The 16,989-nt window shown below is 65.5% G+C and carries 15 protein-coding genes; 11 read left to right on the top strand and 4 right to left on the bottom strand.

Annotation, left to right across the window (positions count from 1 at the left end):
- Nucleotides 1-33: 33 nt before the first annotated feature.
- Both pheS and pheT read left to right on the top strand, forming a co-directional pair.
- The gene (pheS, locus tag E3T51_RS08270; protein ID WP_134529586.1) at nt 34-1,083 is read left to right on the top strand and encodes a phenylalanine--tRNA ligase subunit alpha; all 1,050 of its coding nucleotides are present in this window, start codon (nt 34-36) and stop codon (nt 1,081-1,083) included.
- Nucleotides 1,083-3,728, top strand: coding sequence for a phenylalanine--tRNA ligase subunit beta (pheT, locus tag E3T51_RS08265; protein WP_134529446.1), 2,646 nt, complete (start codon nt 1,083-1,085; stop codon nt 3,726-3,728). The genes pheS and pheT overlap by 1 nt, the downstream gene beginning before the upstream one ends.
- A gap of 253 nt (nt 3,729-3,981) precedes the next feature.
- On the opposite strand, the gene E3T51_RS08260 is transcribed toward pheT, so the two are convergent.
- On the bottom strand, nt 3,982-4,710 hold the full coding sequence (locus E3T51_RS08260; RefSeq protein ID WP_134529445.1) for a hypothetical protein: 729 nt from the start codon (nt 4,708-4,710) through the stop codon (nt 3,982-3,984).
- Nucleotides 4,707-4,985 (bottom strand): type IV toxin-antitoxin system AbiEi family antitoxin domain-containing protein, encoded by a 279-nt coding sequence (locus tag E3T51_RS08255; RefSeq protein WP_134529444.1) that lies wholly within the window; start codon nt 4,983-4,985, stop codon nt 4,707-4,709. Before E3T51_RS08255 ends, E3T51_RS08260 begins: the two co-directional genes overlap by 4 nt.
- Before the next feature lie 262 nt (nt 4,986-5,247).
- Between E3T51_RS08255 and argC the strand changes: the two genes are divergently transcribed.
- From argC to argH, 7 genes are all read left to right on the top strand, one after another.
- Nucleotides 5,248-6,294 carry an N-acetyl-gamma-glutamyl-phosphate reductase gene (gene argC, locus E3T51_RS08250; protein WP_134529443.1) on the top strand — a complete coding sequence of 349 codons (1,047 nt, stop codon included), beginning with the start codon at nt 5,248-5,250 and terminating at the stop codon, nt 6,292-6,294.
- Complete coding sequence (gene argJ, locus E3T51_RS08245; protein WP_134529442.1) at nt 6,291-7,472, top strand: bifunctional glutamate N-acetyltransferase/amino-acid acetyltransferase ArgJ; 1,182 nt, start codon at nt 6,291-6,293, stop codon at nt 7,470-7,472. The genes argC and argJ overlap by 4 nt, the downstream gene beginning before the upstream one ends.
- Nucleotides 7,473-7,474: 2 nt before the next feature.
- Nucleotides 7,475-8,389 (top strand): acetylglutamate kinase, encoded by a 915-nt coding sequence (gene argB / locus E3T51_RS08240; RefSeq protein WP_134529441.1) that lies wholly within the window; start codon nt 7,475-7,477, stop codon nt 8,387-8,389.
- Entirely contained in the window at nt 8,386-9,567 is a 1,182-nt protein-coding gene (locus E3T51_RS08235; RefSeq protein ID WP_134529440.1) for an acetylornithine transaminase, read from the top strand. The genes argB and E3T51_RS08235 overlap by 4 nt, the downstream gene beginning before the upstream one ends.
- A gap of 101 nt (nt 9,568-9,668) precedes the next feature.
- Entirely contained in the window at nt 9,669-10,598 is a 930-nt protein-coding gene (gene argF, locus E3T51_RS08230) for an ornithine carbamoyltransferase (RefSeq protein WP_134529439.1), read from the top strand.
- Between the two features lie 184 nt (nt 10,599-10,782).
- Entirely contained in the window at nt 10,783-11,982 is a 1,200-nt protein-coding gene (locus E3T51_RS08225; protein ID WP_092111682.1) for an argininosuccinate synthase, read from the top strand.
- A gap of 9 nt (nt 11,983-11,991) precedes the next feature.
- Nucleotides 11,992-13,428, top strand: coding sequence for an argininosuccinate lyase (gene argH / locus E3T51_RS08220; RefSeq protein WP_134529438.1), 1,437 nt, complete (start codon nt 11,992-11,994; stop codon nt 13,426-13,428).
- A gap of 53 nt (nt 13,429-13,481) precedes the next feature.
- Here argH and E3T51_RS08215 read toward each other — a convergent pair whose 3' ends face one another.
- Together E3T51_RS08215 and E3T51_RS08210 are read right to left on the bottom strand one after the other, a co-directional pair.
- Nucleotides 13,482-14,081 (bottom strand): hypothetical protein, encoded by a 600-nt coding sequence (locus tag E3T51_RS08215; RefSeq protein ID WP_104192382.1) that lies wholly within the window; start codon nt 14,079-14,081, stop codon nt 13,482-13,484.
- Complete coding sequence (locus tag E3T51_RS08210) at nt 14,078-14,698, bottom strand: DNA-binding protein (RefSeq protein WP_134529437.1); 621 nt, start codon at nt 14,696-14,698, stop codon at nt 14,078-14,080. The genes E3T51_RS08215 and E3T51_RS08210 overlap by 4 nt, the downstream gene beginning before the upstream one ends.
- A gap of 144 nt (nt 14,699-14,842) precedes the next feature.
- Between E3T51_RS08210 and tyrS the strand changes: the two genes are divergently transcribed.
- The gene (gene tyrS / locus E3T51_RS08205; protein ID WP_241989230.1) at nt 14,843-16,144 is read left to right on the top strand and encodes a tyrosine--tRNA ligase; all 1,302 of its coding nucleotides are present in this window, start codon (nt 14,843-14,845) and stop codon (nt 16,142-16,144) included.
- 121 nt (nt 16,145-16,265) lie between these two features.
- Complete coding sequence (locus tag E3T51_RS08200) at nt 16,266-16,805, top strand: GNAT family N-acetyltransferase (RefSeq protein WP_134529435.1); 540 nt, start codon at nt 16,266-16,268, stop codon at nt 16,803-16,805.
- Nucleotides 16,806-16,989 lie beyond the last annotated feature (184 nt).

The following is a 16,989-nucleotide window of genomic DNA, read 5'->3' as shown; positions in this document are numbered from 1 at the left end:
GTGTCTGTTCCCAGCGTTCCCCCAGAGCCCACCATGTCAGCCGAACCAGCAGAGCCGTTGATCTCGGAAGCCGCCGTCAACATCGCGGTTGACGCCGGACTGGCGGCCATTGCCGCCGCCGACACCACCGCCGCCCTCAAGCTCGTGCGCAGCGAGCATGCGGGGGAGTCTTCACCGCTGTCGAAGCTGAACGCCCTGATGCGCAGTGTGCCCGGCAACCAGAAGGCTGCAGTAGGCAAGCTCGTGGGCCAGGCCCGCGGCACCGTCACCAAGGCGTTGACCGCCCGAGAAGACGACATCGGTAGCGCTGAAGCCGCCGCCCGCCTGCTTGCCGAAACGGTGGACGTCACCGCCGCAGCGTCGACCTGGAAGGCCGGGGCGCGGCATCCGATCTCGCTGCTCAGTGAACGAGCCGCCGACGTCTTCGTCGCGATGGGCTGGGAAGTGGCGGAAGGGCCAGAGCTCGAGAGCGAATGGTTCAACTTCGACGGGCTGAACTTCGACGAGGACCACCCCGCCCGCGCTATGCAGGACACGTTCTTTGTCGAACCGACGGATGCCCACCTCGTCTTGCGCACGCAGACCTCACCCGTGCAGCTGCGCGCGTTGCTCTCGCGCGAGCTGCCGGTGTACGTGGTTGCGCCCGGACGGGTGTTTCGTACCGACGAACTCGATGCCACGCACACGCCCGTGTTCCACCAGATCGAGGGCATTGCCATCGACAAGGGCCTCACCATGGCCAACCTGCGCGGCACGCTGGACCACTTCGTGCAGGCCCTGTTTGGTCCAGAAGCAAAGGTGCGTCTGCGCCCTAATTACTTTCCGTTCACCGAACCCAGTGCGGAGCTCGATATCTGGCACCCCACCTTCAAGGACGGTGCACGCTGGATCGAGTGGGGCGGCTGTGGCATGGTGCATGCCAACGTGCTGCGCGCCGCCGGAATCGATCCCGAGGTGTACTCCGGATTCGCGTTCGGTGTGGGCGTGGAACGAGCAGTGATGTTTAGAAATGACGTAAAGGACATGCACGACATGGTCGAGGGCGATATTCGGTTCAGCCAGCAGTATGGGATGACGGTCTAATGCGGGTTCCACTTTCCTGGCTCGGCGAATTCGTCGACCTTGCCCCCGGCACCACGCCGGAAGACGTGCATGCTGCCCTGGTGAGCGTCGGCCTCGAAGAGGAAGACATACACCGCTTCCAAGTGTCCGGCCCGATCGTGGTTGGTGAGGTGCTCGAATTCGTCGGCGAAGAGCAAAGCAACGGCAAGACGATCAACTGGTGCCAGGTGCGGGTTGCGCCGGGCGACGAGCTCGCCGCTGACGGCGGTCCCGCCATCCACGGCATCATCTGTGGCGCCCACAACTTCGCCGTTGGCGACAAGGTCGTCGTGACCCTGCCCGGCGCTTCGCTGCCGGGCCCCTTTCCGATCGCGGCCCGCAAGACCTACGGTCACGTCTCCGATGGCATGATCGCCTCCGCGCGTGAACTCGGCCTCGGCGACGAGCACGACGGAATTCTGTTGCTGGCTTCGCTCGGCATCGACGCCCCGGTCGGAACGGATGCGATTCCCCTGCTCGGCCTCGACGACAGTGCCGTCGAGATCAATGTCACCCCGGATCGCGGCTACGCCTTCTCCGTTCGCGGCGTTGCCCGCGAATACTCGCACGCGACCGGTGTGCCGTTCCGGGACCCCGCGCTGGCACTGACCGTCGTGGCCCCGGTCACCCGGTTCCCGGTGACGATCGACGACCAGGCGCCGATCCGGGACCGGATCGGAGCAAGCGTGTTCATCACCCGCGTTGTGCGCGGCGTCGATCCGACCCGGCCCACCCCGGCCTGGATGATCGCGCGCCTGGGGCTGGTGGGTATCCGCTCGATCTCGCTCGTTGTCGACGTGACCAACTACGTGATGTTCGAGCTCGGCCAGCCGTTGCACGGCTACGACCTCGACAAGCTGGCCGGCGGCATTATCGTGCGGCGTGCGACGACCGGGGAGAAGTTCACCACGCTCGATGCGGTCACCCGCACGCTCAACGTCGAAGATTTGCTGATCACCGATGAATCCGGGCCCATCGGCCTGGCTGGCGTGATGGGCGGGGCGAGCACCGAGATCAGCGCGCAGACCGTCAACGTGCTCGTCGAGGCCGCCAACTTCGACCCGGTGTCGATCGCGCGCTCGGCCCGTCGCCACAAGCTGCCGAGCGAGGCGAGCAAGCGTTTTGAACGCGGTGTCGACCCGCGCGTGGCCGCTGTCGCTGCGGCCCGCGTCGTGCAGCTGCTCGTGGACCTCGCGGGGGGAGTCGCCGACGATCTCGGTTCGGTCTACGACGAGGCTCCAGTGCCACAGCCGATTCTGCTGCCGACCGGGTTCGTGTCGGGCCTGATCGGCCTCGCCTATACCGGCGACGAAGTGCGCGATGCCCTGGTCGACGTCGGTGCTTCGCTGGCCGAAATTGACGGCGACCTGCAGGTCACCCCGCCGAGCTGGCGCCCCGACCTCACCGATAAATGGACCCTCGCCGAGGAGGTCGCCCGCATTGTCGGCTATGACCGTATCCCCTCGGTGTTGCCCGTCGCACCGTCCGGCCGTGGCCTGACGCTCACCCAGACCCTGCGACGCACGGTTGCGCAGACACTCGCGGCCACCGGTCACTTCGAGGTGCTGACCTACCCGTTCGTCTCCGAGCGCGCGAACAATCTGTTCGGCGTGGCCGTTTCACCCGCTCCAGTGTCTGCTGGCGCAGTGGATGCTGGCGCGAGCACGGTGGATGTGGCATCCGCTCTGTCGATCTCGGTGCCGCTTCCTGTGCCGCAGATAAAGGTTGCTAACCCGCTCGACGGCGAGGCGCCGTTCCTGCGCACCTCGATGCTGCCCGGCCTGTTGCAGATCGCGCAGCGCAACCGCTCACGCGGACTGGTCGATGTGGCCATCTACGAGCAGGGACTGGTCTTTCGGCCCGAGGCCGGGGTGAGATACGGCACGGCCGCGCTTCCGGCCGGCGCTCGGCGTCCCAGCGCCGAGGCGGAGGCGCACCTGAACGCGGGAATTGTGCCGCAGCCGCTCCTGGTCGGGATCGTTCTCGTCGGCAATGACGTTCGGCACCAACCCGAACAGCCCGCCGTTGCCGCGGGCTGGCGATCTGCGCTGGCCGCTGCGCAGCAGGTGGCGTTGGCCACCGGCGTGCGCATCGAGGTACGGCAGGGCCAGCACCCGGCGATGCACCCGGGTCGCACCGCCGAACTGTTCGTCACGTTGCCGGCCGCGTCCGTGCAGGACGGGACCGGTTCGGCTTCGACCGTGTCGGTGGGATTCGCCGGAGAACTACTTCCCACTGTTGCCGACGACTATGACCTTCCCGCTGTCGTGGCCGTTGCCGAGATCAACCTCGGGCTCGTCTTCGCGCAGGCCGGCGGTGATTTGACGGTCACGCCGATCCGCACGATGCCCGCCGCGACGCAGGACCTCTCCCTTGTCGTCTCGGTTTCGGTGCCGGCTGCCGCCCTCCGCGCGGTCGTTGCCGAGGGGGCCGGCGACCTGCTCGAGACCATCGATCTGGTCGACGACTATCGCGGTGCCGGAGTCATGCCAGGCCAGAAGTCGCTCACCTTCGCACTGCGTTTTCGCGGCGAGGAACGCACACTGACCGCCGCCGAGGCCAGTGCCGCCCGCCTGTCCGGGGTTGCCCTCGCTGGGGATCGCTTTGGGGCGACCCTGCGCGAGTAGCCGCGCCGCGTGTGGCGGCACGTGTTTGGGAGGTTCGCACTGGTTTGAACACGTGCGGGCTTCTCAAACGCGTGCCGCGCCCGTGACCAGGACGGTTGGGACGGTCGGGACCACTGGACGCCGCGACTTGCTGTCTCGGCGCCGGCCCGCGGCATCCGCGTGTGGCGGCACGTGTTTGGGAAGCTGGCACTGGTTTGAACACGTGCGGGCTTCTCAAACGCGTGCCGCGAAGCCGCATTCAGGCGCCCCCGAGTCAGCTGCGGCCCCTCGTTGGTGCTCGTGGCACGCCCTTGTCCATGAGGAATCGGTAGAACGCGTGCGGTGAAAGTGCGAGCTTCCAGCCCCAACGGTCGAAGCTGCTGACCAGCGGACGCAAGAGGCTCTCGCGGTCCTTCTCGTCCACCACGACCTGAACTGCGTCACGACCGTCCATAACGGCCGCACGGGTGTACTTGATATGGCCATCGAACTCGCCAATCTTGCGCACCCCGCGCCAGAAGTAGTCCACGTAGTAGGTGCATCCGCCTACGTCGAAACGCACTTGAAGTTCGGGAATTTCAAAGCCCAATTCCTCGAATCGCACCCGCCCGAGCGACTCCCCGGGGTTGGCCGAGAGGCCGTTCGCGAACGTGATGGCGCGCGCGGCTGCCTGGTGCCCATTTCGCGGATGCGCCGAATCCAGCTCGGTCAGGAGCGAACCCTGGGTGATCCGTGGGGCGCCGACGATCCCGGCGTCTCTTTCTGCCGATACGCGCGCGGCCTCGTGATGAAGAACGTGGTCGATCATCGTGACCGAGACGAGAAAACTTGACCAGGCCGCCATATCGACGACGGTTCGCGAGAGGCTCGTCACCCTGACACCGTCGATGACCAGTGCGCCGGGGTCGACCGGCCCGCGGTGTGTCGTGAACAGCTTCGAACTGCTGCCCCCGGCGGCACCAGGATCGACGGCGTGCACTGCTCGCGGCCACGGGCCGATCATCGGCAGACCATGCAGCGCTGCGGCGGACTGATGCGAATAGATCCAATCTCGCTCCGCTCGGGCAGCTGTAGCCCGCACGACGAGCCGGTACCGCCCATCGGCACCCATCTGCTGCCACTGCGGCCCAACGTGTACCAGCCACGACTCACGCGCACGAGCTCGCCACATTTGAGGAGCGAATCCACGGTGTGGGAGTTCATGCCCGAGGCACGCAGCGCCTCGGCCGGGATCAAACCGTTGTAGAGGGCATCACAGGTCTCGAAGACTTCTCGCATGCGGTCACTGTGCTGCGGGACGCGACGTCCAAGTCGGTGTGGGGGCGATGTGTGGACGGCTGGCGCCAGTCTGGGCTGTGGAGGAGCAGCATCCGTTCTGTCGCGGCACGTGCTTGAGAGATTGGCACTGGTTTGAACACGTGCCACCTTCTCAAACGCGTGCCGCGAACGAGGTCCGCGACATTAGCGGATGCCCGCCGCACGCATGATGCCCCGCGCGAGCGCGGAAACGGTGCCGCCGGGGCCGCGCTAGGTTTAACATATGGTTTTTTCGGTGGCAGTGGCGGGCGCGAGCGGATATGCGGGCGGCGAACTGCTGCGGCTGCTTGCCGGTCACCCCGAATTCGAGGTGCGCACCGTCACCGCGCACAGTAACGCCGGGCAGCGCCTGGTCGATGTGCAACCATCCCTGCGTTCCCTCGCCCACCTGACCCTCGTCGACACGACCCCCGAGAATCTCAGCGGCCACGACGTGGTCTTCGTGGCCCTGCCACACGGAAAATCCGGCGAGCTGACGGCGCACCTGCCCGCCGAGACCCTCGTGGTGGACTGCGGCGCCGATCACCGCCTCGAAAAACCCGACGACTGGGCAGCGTTCTACGGCGGCGACTACTTCGGCGCCTGGACCTATGGGGTGCCCGAACTGATCACGCCCAACGGCAAACAGCGTGACAAAATCGCCGGCGCGCGCCGAATCGCAGCGCCCGGCTGTAACGCCAGCACGGTTGCGCTTGCCCTAGCCCCCGGCATCCACGCCGGCGTGATCGAAGCGCAAGACCTCGTCGCCGTACTCGCGGTCGGCCCGAGCGGTGCCGGCAAGAGTCTCAAGCTGCCGAATCTCGCTGCCGAAATCCTCGGCTCGGCCAATCCCTACGCTATCGGCGGCACGCACCGGCACATTCCCGAGATCGTGCAGTCGCTGCGCTGGGCCGGAAGCGCCACCGACGCCACCATCTCGTTCACGCCGGTGATCGTACCCATGTCGCGCGGCATCCTCGCGACGGCGACCGCCCGGCTGGTACCCGGAACGAGCGCCGCCGCCGTGCGGGCCGCCTGGGAGAGCGCCTACGCCGACGAACCATTTGTGCACCTGCTCCCCGAGGGACATTTTCCGCGCACGGCCGATGTACTCGGCGCCAACACGGCGTTGATCGGACTGGCCGTCGACGAAGCAGCCGGCCGCGTTGTCACCATCACGGCCATCGACAATCTGGTCAAGGGCACCGCCGGCGCCGCCATCCAATCCGCCAACATTGCCCTCGGTCTGACTGAAACGCTCGGTCTGACCATGAATGGAGTTGCTCCGTGAGTGTCACCCTTCCCGCCGGTTTCGCTGCTGCCGGCGTCACCGCCGGCCTGAAAAAGTCCGGCGGGCTCGATCTCGCCCTCGTGCACAACCTCGGTCCGCTGCAGAACGCCGCGACGGTGTTCACCAGCAACCGCTGCCAGGCCAACCCCGTCATCTGGAGCACCCAGGTCATGAGTGACGGCCGGGTCAGCGCAATCGTGCTCAACTCGGGCGGCGCCAACTGCTATACCGGCAGTATGGGCTTTCAGACCACGCATGCCACCGCTGAAGCCGTTGCGACCCGCCTCGACATCTCCTCCGGCGACGTTTTGGTCTGTTCCACCGGCCTGATCGGTGAACAGCTCAACTTCGACCGCGTCACCGCCGGCGTCTGGGACGCCACACTTTACATCAAAACGGATGCCGCAACGACGCCCGCAGCCGGCCTTCTGGCCGCGCAGGCGATCATGACCACCGACACCCGACCGAAGCAGGCCGCGCACACCTCTGCTGCCGGTTGGAGCATTGGCGCCATGGCCAAGGGAGCAGGCATGCTGGCTCCGGGGCTTGCCACGATGCTCGTGGTCATCACCACCGACGCTGTGCTCGACTCGGCCGACCTCGACACGGCGCTTCGCGCCGCCACCCGGGTCACCTTCGACCGCCTCGACTCCGACGGCTGCATGTCGACCAACGACACCGTGAGCCTGCTCTGCTCAGGGGCCAGCGGCGTCGCCGCCGACCAGAACGAATTCAACGCCGCCCTCGTCGAGATCTGCCGCGACCTGGTCTTGCAGTTGCAGAGTGACGCGGAGGGTGCCGCGCACGACGTGGCGATCACCGTCACCAACGCGGTCTCCGACGACGAGGCCGTGACCGTGGCCCGTGCTGTTGCGCGCAGCAACCTGTTCAAGTCGGCCATCTTCGGCAACGACCCGAACTGGGGACGGGTGCTTGCCGCCGTCGGAACGGTTCCGGTGGAGCACGCCGCCTTCGACCCCTACGGCATCGACGTCGCCATCAACGGGGTACAGGTGTGTACTGCGGGCGAGCCCGACCAGCCGCGCGAGCTCGTCGACCTGTCGGGCCGCGGCGTGACTGTGCTGATCGACCTGCATGCCGGCAGCGAAACGGCCACCCTATGGACCAACGACCTCACCCACGACTACGTCGAAGAGAACAGCGCGTACTCGAGCTGATCATGACCGAAACACCGAGAACTAACGCCGACGAGAGCAGCCAGGCCGAAGCATCCGTTAAAGCGGCGACGCTGATCGAAGCGTTGCCGTGGCTTAAACGCTTTCACGACCAGATCATTGTCGTGAAGTTCGGCGGCAACGCCATGGTGAGCGAGGAGCTGCAACGCTCGTTCGCCGAAGATATGGTCTACCTGCGGTACGCGGGCATTCGTCCGGTTGTCGTGCACGGCGGCGGCCCGCAGATATCGGCCATGCTGGCGCGCCTCGGTATCGAGAGCGAGTTTCGCGGCGGCTACCGGGTGACCACGCCCGAAGCGATGGACGTGGTGCGCATGGTGCTCACCGGCCAGATCAACCGCGACCTGGTCAGTCACATCAACCAGCACGGCCCCCTCGCCGCCGGACTCTCCGGGGAAGATGCCGGCCTGTTCCGCGGACGACGGCGCGGCGTGGTCATCGACGGTGAAGAGGTCGATCTCGGGCTTGTCGGCAACGTCATCGGCGTCGACCCCGAAGCGGTGCTCGCCCAGCTCGCGGCCGGCCGCATACCGGTGGTCTCGTCGATCGCTCCCGATACGGATGTTCCGGGCCAGTCCCTCAACGTCAACGCCGACGCTGCTGCTGCCGCGCTCGCGATCGCGCTGGGCGCGGCCAAGCTCGTGATTCTCACCGACGTCGCCGGACTCTATCGCGACTGGCCGAACCGGGATTCGCTCGTGTCGATCATCGATGTGCTCGAATTGCGCGGTCTGCTGCCGGAACTGGAATCGGGCATGATTCCCAAAATGACGGCCTGCCTCGACGCGGTCGAAGGCGGCGTCGCCAAGGCCGCGATCATCGACGGACGGGTGCCGCACTCGATCCTGCTCGAAATTTTCACTGGAAGCGGCATCGGCACGGAGGTAGTACCGGCATGACTGAAGATTCCTGGCAGGATCGGTTCGCCGATTCGATGATGCGCACGTTCAGTCCGCCGCTGGCCATGCTCGTGCGCGGTGAGGGCTGCTACGTCTGGGACGAGAAGGGCACGAAGTATCTCGACTTTCTCGCCGGCATCGCCGTGAATTCGCTCGGTCACGCGCATCCCGAGGTCGTTGCTGCCGTGACCAAGCAGATCGGTACGATCAGCCACGTCTCCAACTATTTCGCCACGCCGCCGCAGATTGAACTGGCCGAACGCCTCAAGCGTCTCACGGGCGCCGGGGACACGGGCCGCGTGTACTTCTGCAACTCCGGCGCGGAGGCCAACGAGGCGGCGTTCAAACTGGCCAGGCTCAACAACAAAGGACATCGCAGCCGCATCATCTCACTGCACGACTCCTTTCACGGTCGTACCATGGGCGCGCTCGCCCTCTCGGGTAAGCCGCACATGCGCGAGGCCTTTGAACCCGTGCCCGGCGGTGTCGAACACATCGACAGTACGGTCAAAGCCCTCGAGGCGACCATCGACAACACCGTCGCCGCCCTGTTCCTCGAACCGGTCAAGGGCGAGGCGGGCGTCATCGACTTGCCGGAGGGGTTCCTGAAGCGTGCCCGTGAGCTGTGCACCGAGCACGGCGTGCTGCTCATCCTCGACGAGATCCAGACCGGGATCGCCCGTACCGGCGCCTGGTTCGCCTACAACCATGCTGACATTCTTCCGGATGCCGTCACCATCGCCAAGGGGATGGGCGGCGGCATTCCCATTGGCGCGCTCGTCACCTTTGGCTGGGCCTCCGAGCTGTTCCGTCGCGGCCAGCACGGCTCGACGTTCGCCGGGAACCCGCTCGTGACCGCGACCGCGAACGCCGTGCTCGGTGTGATCGAACGTGACAATCTGGCCGCCAACGCCGCCCGCCGCGGCCAGCAGCTGCGCGAGATCATTCTCGGCTTTAACTCGCCACTGATCGACGAGGTACGCGGGCGAGGACTGTTGCTCGGCATTGGCCTGACCGAGCCGGTTGCTTTGAAGCTCGGCGCCTCTGCTCTCGCCCAGGGGCTCATCATCAATGCCGCCAACGAGACCAGCATTCGCGTCGCCCCACCGCTGATCGTCGGGGATACCGAACTCGCTGACTTCACGGAGCGGTTCGGGCGTGCACTGGCCAGCCTCTAGGCTGGACGAATCCCACTTTGCGCGGGTTGCGACCGGTGCGGGACTATTCACCTTGGGAGCAGCATCCGCTCACCTATTGCTCGACAACCGAAAGTGACACCGTGACCCGCCATTTCCTGCGCGACGACGACATCTCCCCGGCCGAACAGGCCGAGATTCTCGATCTGGCCCTGGAGCTGAAGCGAGACCGATTTGCGGTGCGCCCGCTCGCCGGCCCGCAGACCGTCGCGGTTATTTTCGATAAGTCCTCCACGCGCACCCGGGTGTCCTTCGCGGTCGGTATCGCCGACCTCGGCGGTAGCCCCCTCATTATCAGCACCGCGAACAGCCAGCTCGGTGGCAAAGAGACCGCCTCCGACACGGCCCGCGTGCTCGAACGCCAGGTCGCCGCGATCGTCTGGCGCACCTACGGCCAGGCTGGACTCGAAGAAATGGCGCTCGGCACGACCGTGCCCGTCATCAACGCGCTCAGCGACGACTTTCACCCCTGCCAGCTGCTCGCCGACCTGCTCACCATCCGCGAACACCGTGGCGACCTCGTCGGCCAGACTCTTGCTTTTCTCGGCGACGGCGCCTGCAACATGGGCCAGTCCTACCTCCTGGCGGGCGCGACTGCCGGCATGCACGTGCGCATCGCGTCTCCGGCCGGGTATACCCCGAACGACCAGGTTGTAGCGGATGCGACGGCCATCGCCGCCCGCACCGGTGGCTCGGTCGCGCTGTTCACCGACCCACGCGAAGCCGTCACCGGCGTCGACGTGGTCATCACCGACACCTGGGTCTCGATGGGTAAGGAAGACGAGAAGGCCACCAGACTCGGGGACCTCGGTCAGTATCGGGTCGATGCCGCTCTGATGGGCCTGGCCAAGCCGGGCGCGCACTTCATGCACTGCCTGCCGGCCGACCGCGGCTACGAGGTGACCGCTGACGTCATTGACGGGCCGCAGAGCATTATCTGGGACGAGGCCGAGAACCGCCTGCACGCCCAGAAGGCGCTGCTGGTCTGGCTGCTCGCGCAGAACGCGGCCTGACCGTCCCAGCCGCAGGCATCCGCGAACGTCTTCGACCGGGCCCGGGCCCGGAAACTGGGCCCACGATAGATCATGGGCCTGCTTTCCGGGCCCGGGCCCGGAAAGAGTGAGGGAACCGGCCGGACGAACGGGGGCGCGGGCCCCAGCACGTAAACTTTAGACAGATCAAGATTTAGGGAGAACCATGGCGGAACGCGTTGTACTCGCATACTCGGGCGGACTGGATACCTCGGTCGGCATCGGCTGGCTCAAGGATGCTACCGGCAAAGAGGTCGTAGCCCTCGCCGTCGACGTCGGACAGGAGGGCGAAGACATGGACGTGATCCGTCAGCGGGCCCTCGACTGCGGCGCCGTCGAATCCATCGTCATCGACGCCAAGGACGAGTTCGCCAACGACTACATCGTGCCGACGCTCAAGGCGAACGCCCTGTATCAGAAGCGTTACCCGCTCGTTTCGGCCATCAGCCGTCCGCTGATCGCCAAGTACCTCGCCTCGACCGCAAAGGAACTCGGCGCCGACAGCGTCGCCCACGGATGCACCGGCAAGGGCAACGACCAGGTTCGGTTCGAAGCGGCCGTCGCCGCCCTTGCTCCCGAGCTGACCTCGCTCGCCCCGGTGCGCGACTTCGAACTGACCCGTGACAAGGCCATCGAGTATGCAGCAAAGCACGACCTGCCCATAGCGCAGTCGAAGAAGAGCCCGTATTCCATCGACCAGAACGTCTGGGGTCGCGCCGTTGAAACCGGCTTCCTCGAAGACCCGTGGAACGCGCCGATCGAAGACCTCTACACCTACACGCAGGACCCGTCGGTCACCCGCGCCCCCACCGAGGTTGTCATCTCGTTCGAGCAGGGAGTGCCCGTCGCCATCGACGGCAAGAAGGTCTCCCCGTTGCAAATGATTCAGCTGATGAATCGCCTCGCCGGCGATCAGGGTGTTGGCCGCGTCGACATCGTCGAGGACCGTCTGGTCGGAATCAAGAGCCGCGAGATCTACGAAGCTCCGGCCGGTATCGCCTTGATCGCCGCTCACGAGGAGCTTGAAAACATGACCCTGGAGCGCGACGTTGCCCGCTACAAGCGCGGCGTCGAGAGCAAGTGGGCCGAGCTCGTCTACGACGGCCTGTGGTTCTCCGGTTTGAAAAAGAGCCTCGACGTGTTCATCGAAGACACGCAAAAGTACGTGACGGGCGATATCCGCTTGAAAATGCACGCCGGCAGCGCCGTCGTGACGGGGCGCTCAAGCACGACCAGCCTGTACGACTTCAACCTCGCCACCTACGACACCGGCGACTCCTTCGACCAGACCATGGCCAAGGGTTTCATCGAACTGTGGTCGCTGCCGAGCAAGGTGGCCGCACGACGCGACGCCGCCGCAAAGTAGGACACCGAAGTGTCGAGTGAGAAGAACGCGAACCGCGCCGGCAAGGCCGGCGCCCTCTGGGGCGGCCGTTTTGCCGGGGGACCGTCGCTGGAACTGGCGCGGCTGAGCAAGTCGACCCAGTTCGACTGGATGCTGGCCGAATACGACCTGCAGGGCAGCCGCGCGCATGCCCGGGCCCTGGCCGCCGCCGGGTATCTCACCGACACCGAATTGACCCAGATGGTCGGCGCGCTCGAAGAACTCGAGCGCGCCGTCGTGGCCGGCGAATTTCTGCCGGCCGAAGCCGATGAAGACGTGCACTCGGCCCTCGAGCGGGGCCTGATCGACATCATCGGCGTTGAGATTGGCGGCAAGCTCCGCGCTGGCCGCAGCCGCAACGACCAGGTCGCAACGCTCGTGCGCATGTGGCTGCGCGACCACGCCGCCACCCTCGCCTCGCTGGTCATTGAACTCATTGATGCCCTCGCTGCCCAGGCCGAAGCGCACGAAAGCGCCATCATGCCCGGCCGCACGCACCTGCAGCACGCCCAGCCGGTGCTGCTCGCCCATCACCTGTTGGCGCACTGCTGGCCGCTCGTGCGTGACCTCGACCGTTTCGCGGACTGGAATCGCAGAGCGGACGCGTCCCCCTACGGTTCCGGCGCCCTCGCCGGCAACACCCTCGGTCTCGACGCGCACCTCGTGGCCGTGGACCTCGGTTTCGCCGCCGTGGTCGAGAACTCCATCGACGGCACCGCAAGCCGCGACCTGGTCGCCGAATTCGCCTACATCACCGCGCAAATCGGCATCGACATGTCGCGTCTGGCCGAAGAGATCATTCTCTGGAACACCCGCGAATTCGGTTTCGTCACCCTCGACGACGCCTACTCCACCGGCTCGTCGATCATGCCGCAGAAGAAGAACCCCGACATCGCCGAGTTGGCCCGCGGCAAATCCGGCCGCATGATCGGCAACCTCACCGGGCTGCTCACCACGCTCAAGGGTCTTCCGCTCGCCTACAACCGCGACCTGCAGGAAGACAAGGAACCGGTCTTCGACTCGATCAACACCCTCGAAGTGCTGCTGCCCGCCTTCACCGGCATGGTCGCCACCCTGACTTTTCACACCGAGCGCATGGCCGAACTCGCCCCGCAGGGGTTCTCCCTCGCCACGGATGTCGCGGAATGGCTGGTCAAACGGCACGTGTCGTTCCGTGACGCCCACGAAATCACCGGTTCTTTGGTGAAGTTCGCTGAGACCAACGGACTCGACCTGCACGAAGTTGACGACGAGGCGCTGCTCGCGATCTCGCCGCACCTCGTACCCCAGGTGCGCGAGGTGCTCACCATTCGCGGATCGGTCGAGAGTCGTGACGGTGCCGGCGGAACCGCATCCGTACGCGTCGCCGAACAGCGTGCCCACCTCGTGGCCCGCGTGCGCGACCTGACGGCCGCCCTCAGCCGGTAGACCATGCCGATTCGGCGGCGCTCAGCTTGGCCTGCGAAAAGCTAAGCCGGCAGTTAGGTCAGGGCCATTGGTACGAGGGCGGCGCAGGCGCACGCCCAGATCAGACTCGACAGGGTGCCGATGATGAACCGCTCACGCGATTCGGCCGCGGCCAACTCAGTGAAGCGGCCAACACCCTTGATGGCGACGACAACGGCGATCGCTTCGGGAAAACCGGCCAGGATCGCGCCAGCCACGGCGAGGCGTTCCAGGATGCCGATGGTTACGCCTCCGCGCAGCACCTCGTGGGTCTCCGGGTCGCTGACCCCGGCCATGGTGGGGGCGGGTTTGCCGGCGTTCAGCACCATGATGCCGCCATGCTGGCCCGGCGGTACCGAGTTGTTGGTGGCGAGATCGAGCGCCAGTACTGCGATCGGGCCGCCCCCGATCACGGCGAGGGCGACGGCGAGCATGCCGATCACGATGCCGAAGGCGCTCGGGCCGGCGCCAACGGTCACCGCGGCGAGCAGGAGGGCAACGACGAGACCTGCCATGGCCCAGATCGCGAAGATCTGTCGGTGCAGTTTGAAGGCGATCGCGGCGCAGGTGAGCGAGGCGAGCGTGACCAGAAGCAGGGCGACCCAGTAGAGAAATGTAAGGACGGTGAAGGTCATGCGGATTTATCCGTTTCATTCGGGAGATGATCGAGCTGCTCCAGCAGCCTAACCAACGCCGGCCGCGCCGCCTGCTCAACCCGGTACTGCGCGGCTTTAAGCCGTTGGCTCACGGCACCGGTCGTGATTTCGAGTTCGGCAGCGATATCGATTTGGGCCAATCCGGCTTCGAATAGGTCGCCGGCCTGCCAGCCCTGGGGGGTTCGACGTTGACGCAGCAGCAGGAGCATGGTGAAGAGCGCCTCGATGCCGCCGGAGGCGGCATGTGTCGGATCAACCTCGAGCGCAAAGTGCGCTTCGGTTCTTTTAGCGCGCAGCACGGCGTCGCGGGCCGCGATGAAAGCGCCGCCGGTGGCCTGTCTGGTCGACGCCGGTAGGGGGGTGCGCACGGTTCCGACACCGAGCCCAACGCTCCAATGGGCGGAACGATGCAGCGCGAGAATCGCGTCGAGCGTGGGCCGGGCCGCCGATAGGAGCAACTGAATTTCATCACCGGCCGTCTGGTCGGGCGGCAGGCTGAACGCGTCGGGACTCTGCGCCACGAGTTGCGCGATCATCTCCCGCGCGCGATCGTGATCGTTACGGCTGCCGATCTGGTCGGCGGTGATGACAAACATGGTCTCAGGCTCCGTCCTACATTCAGCATAGTTAAGCCCACAGGCTAAATCAAGCTGATTATAGGCTCTAACCTAAAGTAATCTGCAAAGGAACGGATGCTGCCAGTACTTCGGGCAACTGCCCCGGCTGATAATCTAAAGCGCGTGTCAGACCCCACCATTCTCGCCCAGCAGACCAATGATCCCTCCTTCGACTCGGTGTGGGAGGAGATCAACTGGCGCGGCCTCGTGCACGTCTCCACCGACGAGACCGAGCTCAAGGCTCTGCTCGACGGTGACCCGATCACCTACTACTGCGGATTCGACCCGACCGCAGCGAGCCTGCACCTCGGTAACCTGGTGCAGTTGCTGCTGATGCGGCGCTTGCAACTGGCGGGACACCATCCGCTTGGCCTGGTCGGAGGCTCGACCGGTCTCATCGGCGACCCGCGCCCCACGGCCGAGCGCACGCTCACCCCCGCCGACACCGTCGCGGAATGGGTCGGTTACCTGCAGGCTCAGGTATCGCGGTTTCTCAGTTCGGAGGGCGACAACGCCGTCACGCTCGTGAACAACCTGGACTGGACAGCGCCATTGAGCGCCATCGATTTTTTGCGCGAAATCGGCAAGTACTACCGTGTGGGCACCATGCTGAAGAAGGATGCCGTCAGCGCGCGCCTCAATTCCGACGCGGGCATCAGCTACACCGAGTTCAGCTACCAGATACTGCAGGGCCTGGATTACCTCGAGCTGTTCCGCAGCTACGGCTGCGTGCTGCAAACCGGCGGCAGCGATCAGTGGGGCAACCTCACGAGCGGAACCGATCTCATCCGTCGCGCCGAAAGCGGCACGGTGCACGCCATCGGCACCCCGCTCATCACCAACAGCGACGGAACCAAGTTCGGCAAGAGCGAGGGCAACGCGGTGTGGCTCGACCCGAACCTCACGAGCCCCTACGCCTTCTACCAGTTCTGGCTCAACACCGACGATGCCGACGTGGTCTTTCGGCTCAAGGTGTTCACTTTTCTCTCCCGCGGTGAAATCGAGCGGTTCGCCGAGCTCGTCGAAAACGAACCGTTCCGGCGTGAAGCGCAGCGCCGGCTTGCACTGGAAGTGACCAGCCTGGTGCACGGGCACGCAGCGACGGATGCTGCCATCCACGCCGCCGAGGCACTCTTCGGTCAGGGCGACCTCGCCGAGCTGGATCCCGACACCCTCGAGGCTGCCCTGCGCGAACTTCCACACACCACGACGTCGCCGCACGCTACGGTGCTGCAGCTGCTCGTGGACACCGAACTGTCGAAGAGTATCGGTGAGGCCCGACGCGCCGTACAACAGGGTGGGGTGTACCTGAACAATGAGAAGGTCACGAGTGTCGACCTGACCATTGAAGGATCAGTGCTCCCAGGGGGAGTAGCGGTGCTGCGTCGCGGCAAGAAAACGCTCGCGGGAATTTTCGTCGAGTAGTTCGGCCTAGCGGCGTGTCATCCGCTGCCTGCCGGGGTATGAGGCGCAACCCGTCAATAACGCGACCGCAGCGACAGTCGGCATTGCGCGTGGTGGCAGGTGGGGGTGGCAAGATGTCGTCGTGGAAACTCTTCGAACCGAACGCCTGTTGCTGCGTCCCTGGACACTCGATGACACCGATTTCATCTTCGGGCTGTACTCACTGTGGGCTGTGCAACAACACATCGGGTTGCATCCACGAGTGATGACAGATCGCGCCGAGGCGATCGCGGTGATCAAGCACTGGGCGGGAATGGAGCATCCCATTCACGCCGTTCGGGCGGTAACGGATGCCGACACCGGCGAAATATTTGGCAACCTGCTGCTCAAGTCGATTCCGGCCTCGAGCCCGGTCGCGCCGCTCGAGCCGTCCGGGGACACCGAGATCGGCTGGCACTTTCACCCGAACGCGTGGCATAACGGCTATGCGACCGAAGCGGCAGCTGCGGTACTGGCCGAGGGCTGGAAGACCGGGCTCGACCGAGTGGTGGCCGTCACGACTCCGAGTAACCGCCCCTCGCAGCGTGTCTGCCTGCGCATCGGCATGACGCATCAGGGCAGAACCGACCAGTACTACAACTCTGTGAGCGAACTCTTCGTGGTCGACGCCCCCGAATCATAACGAGCTCTCTCAACAGGCGAGGGCCGGCCTGCGTGGGCTGGGGAGCGGATGCGGGGTTGCGACACGCCCGGGTGGGGGGCGTTTTGACGGGTGGGTGTGGGGACCGTAATGTATCTATACGTACCCCAAAGGTGCGAAAAGCCGCAGTGCTTTTCGGCCTCACGTGGGACCATCTTCTAGTCAG

It is taken from the genome of Cryobacterium serini (assembly GCF_004404025.1).
GTDB classification, from domain to species: domain Bacteria; phylum Actinomycetota; class Actinomycetes; order Actinomycetales; family Microbacteriaceae; genus Cryobacterium; species Cryobacterium serini.
The sequence above is the reverse complement of the archived record's forward strand: the minus strand, read 5'-3'. Positions and strand labels throughout refer to the sequence as shown.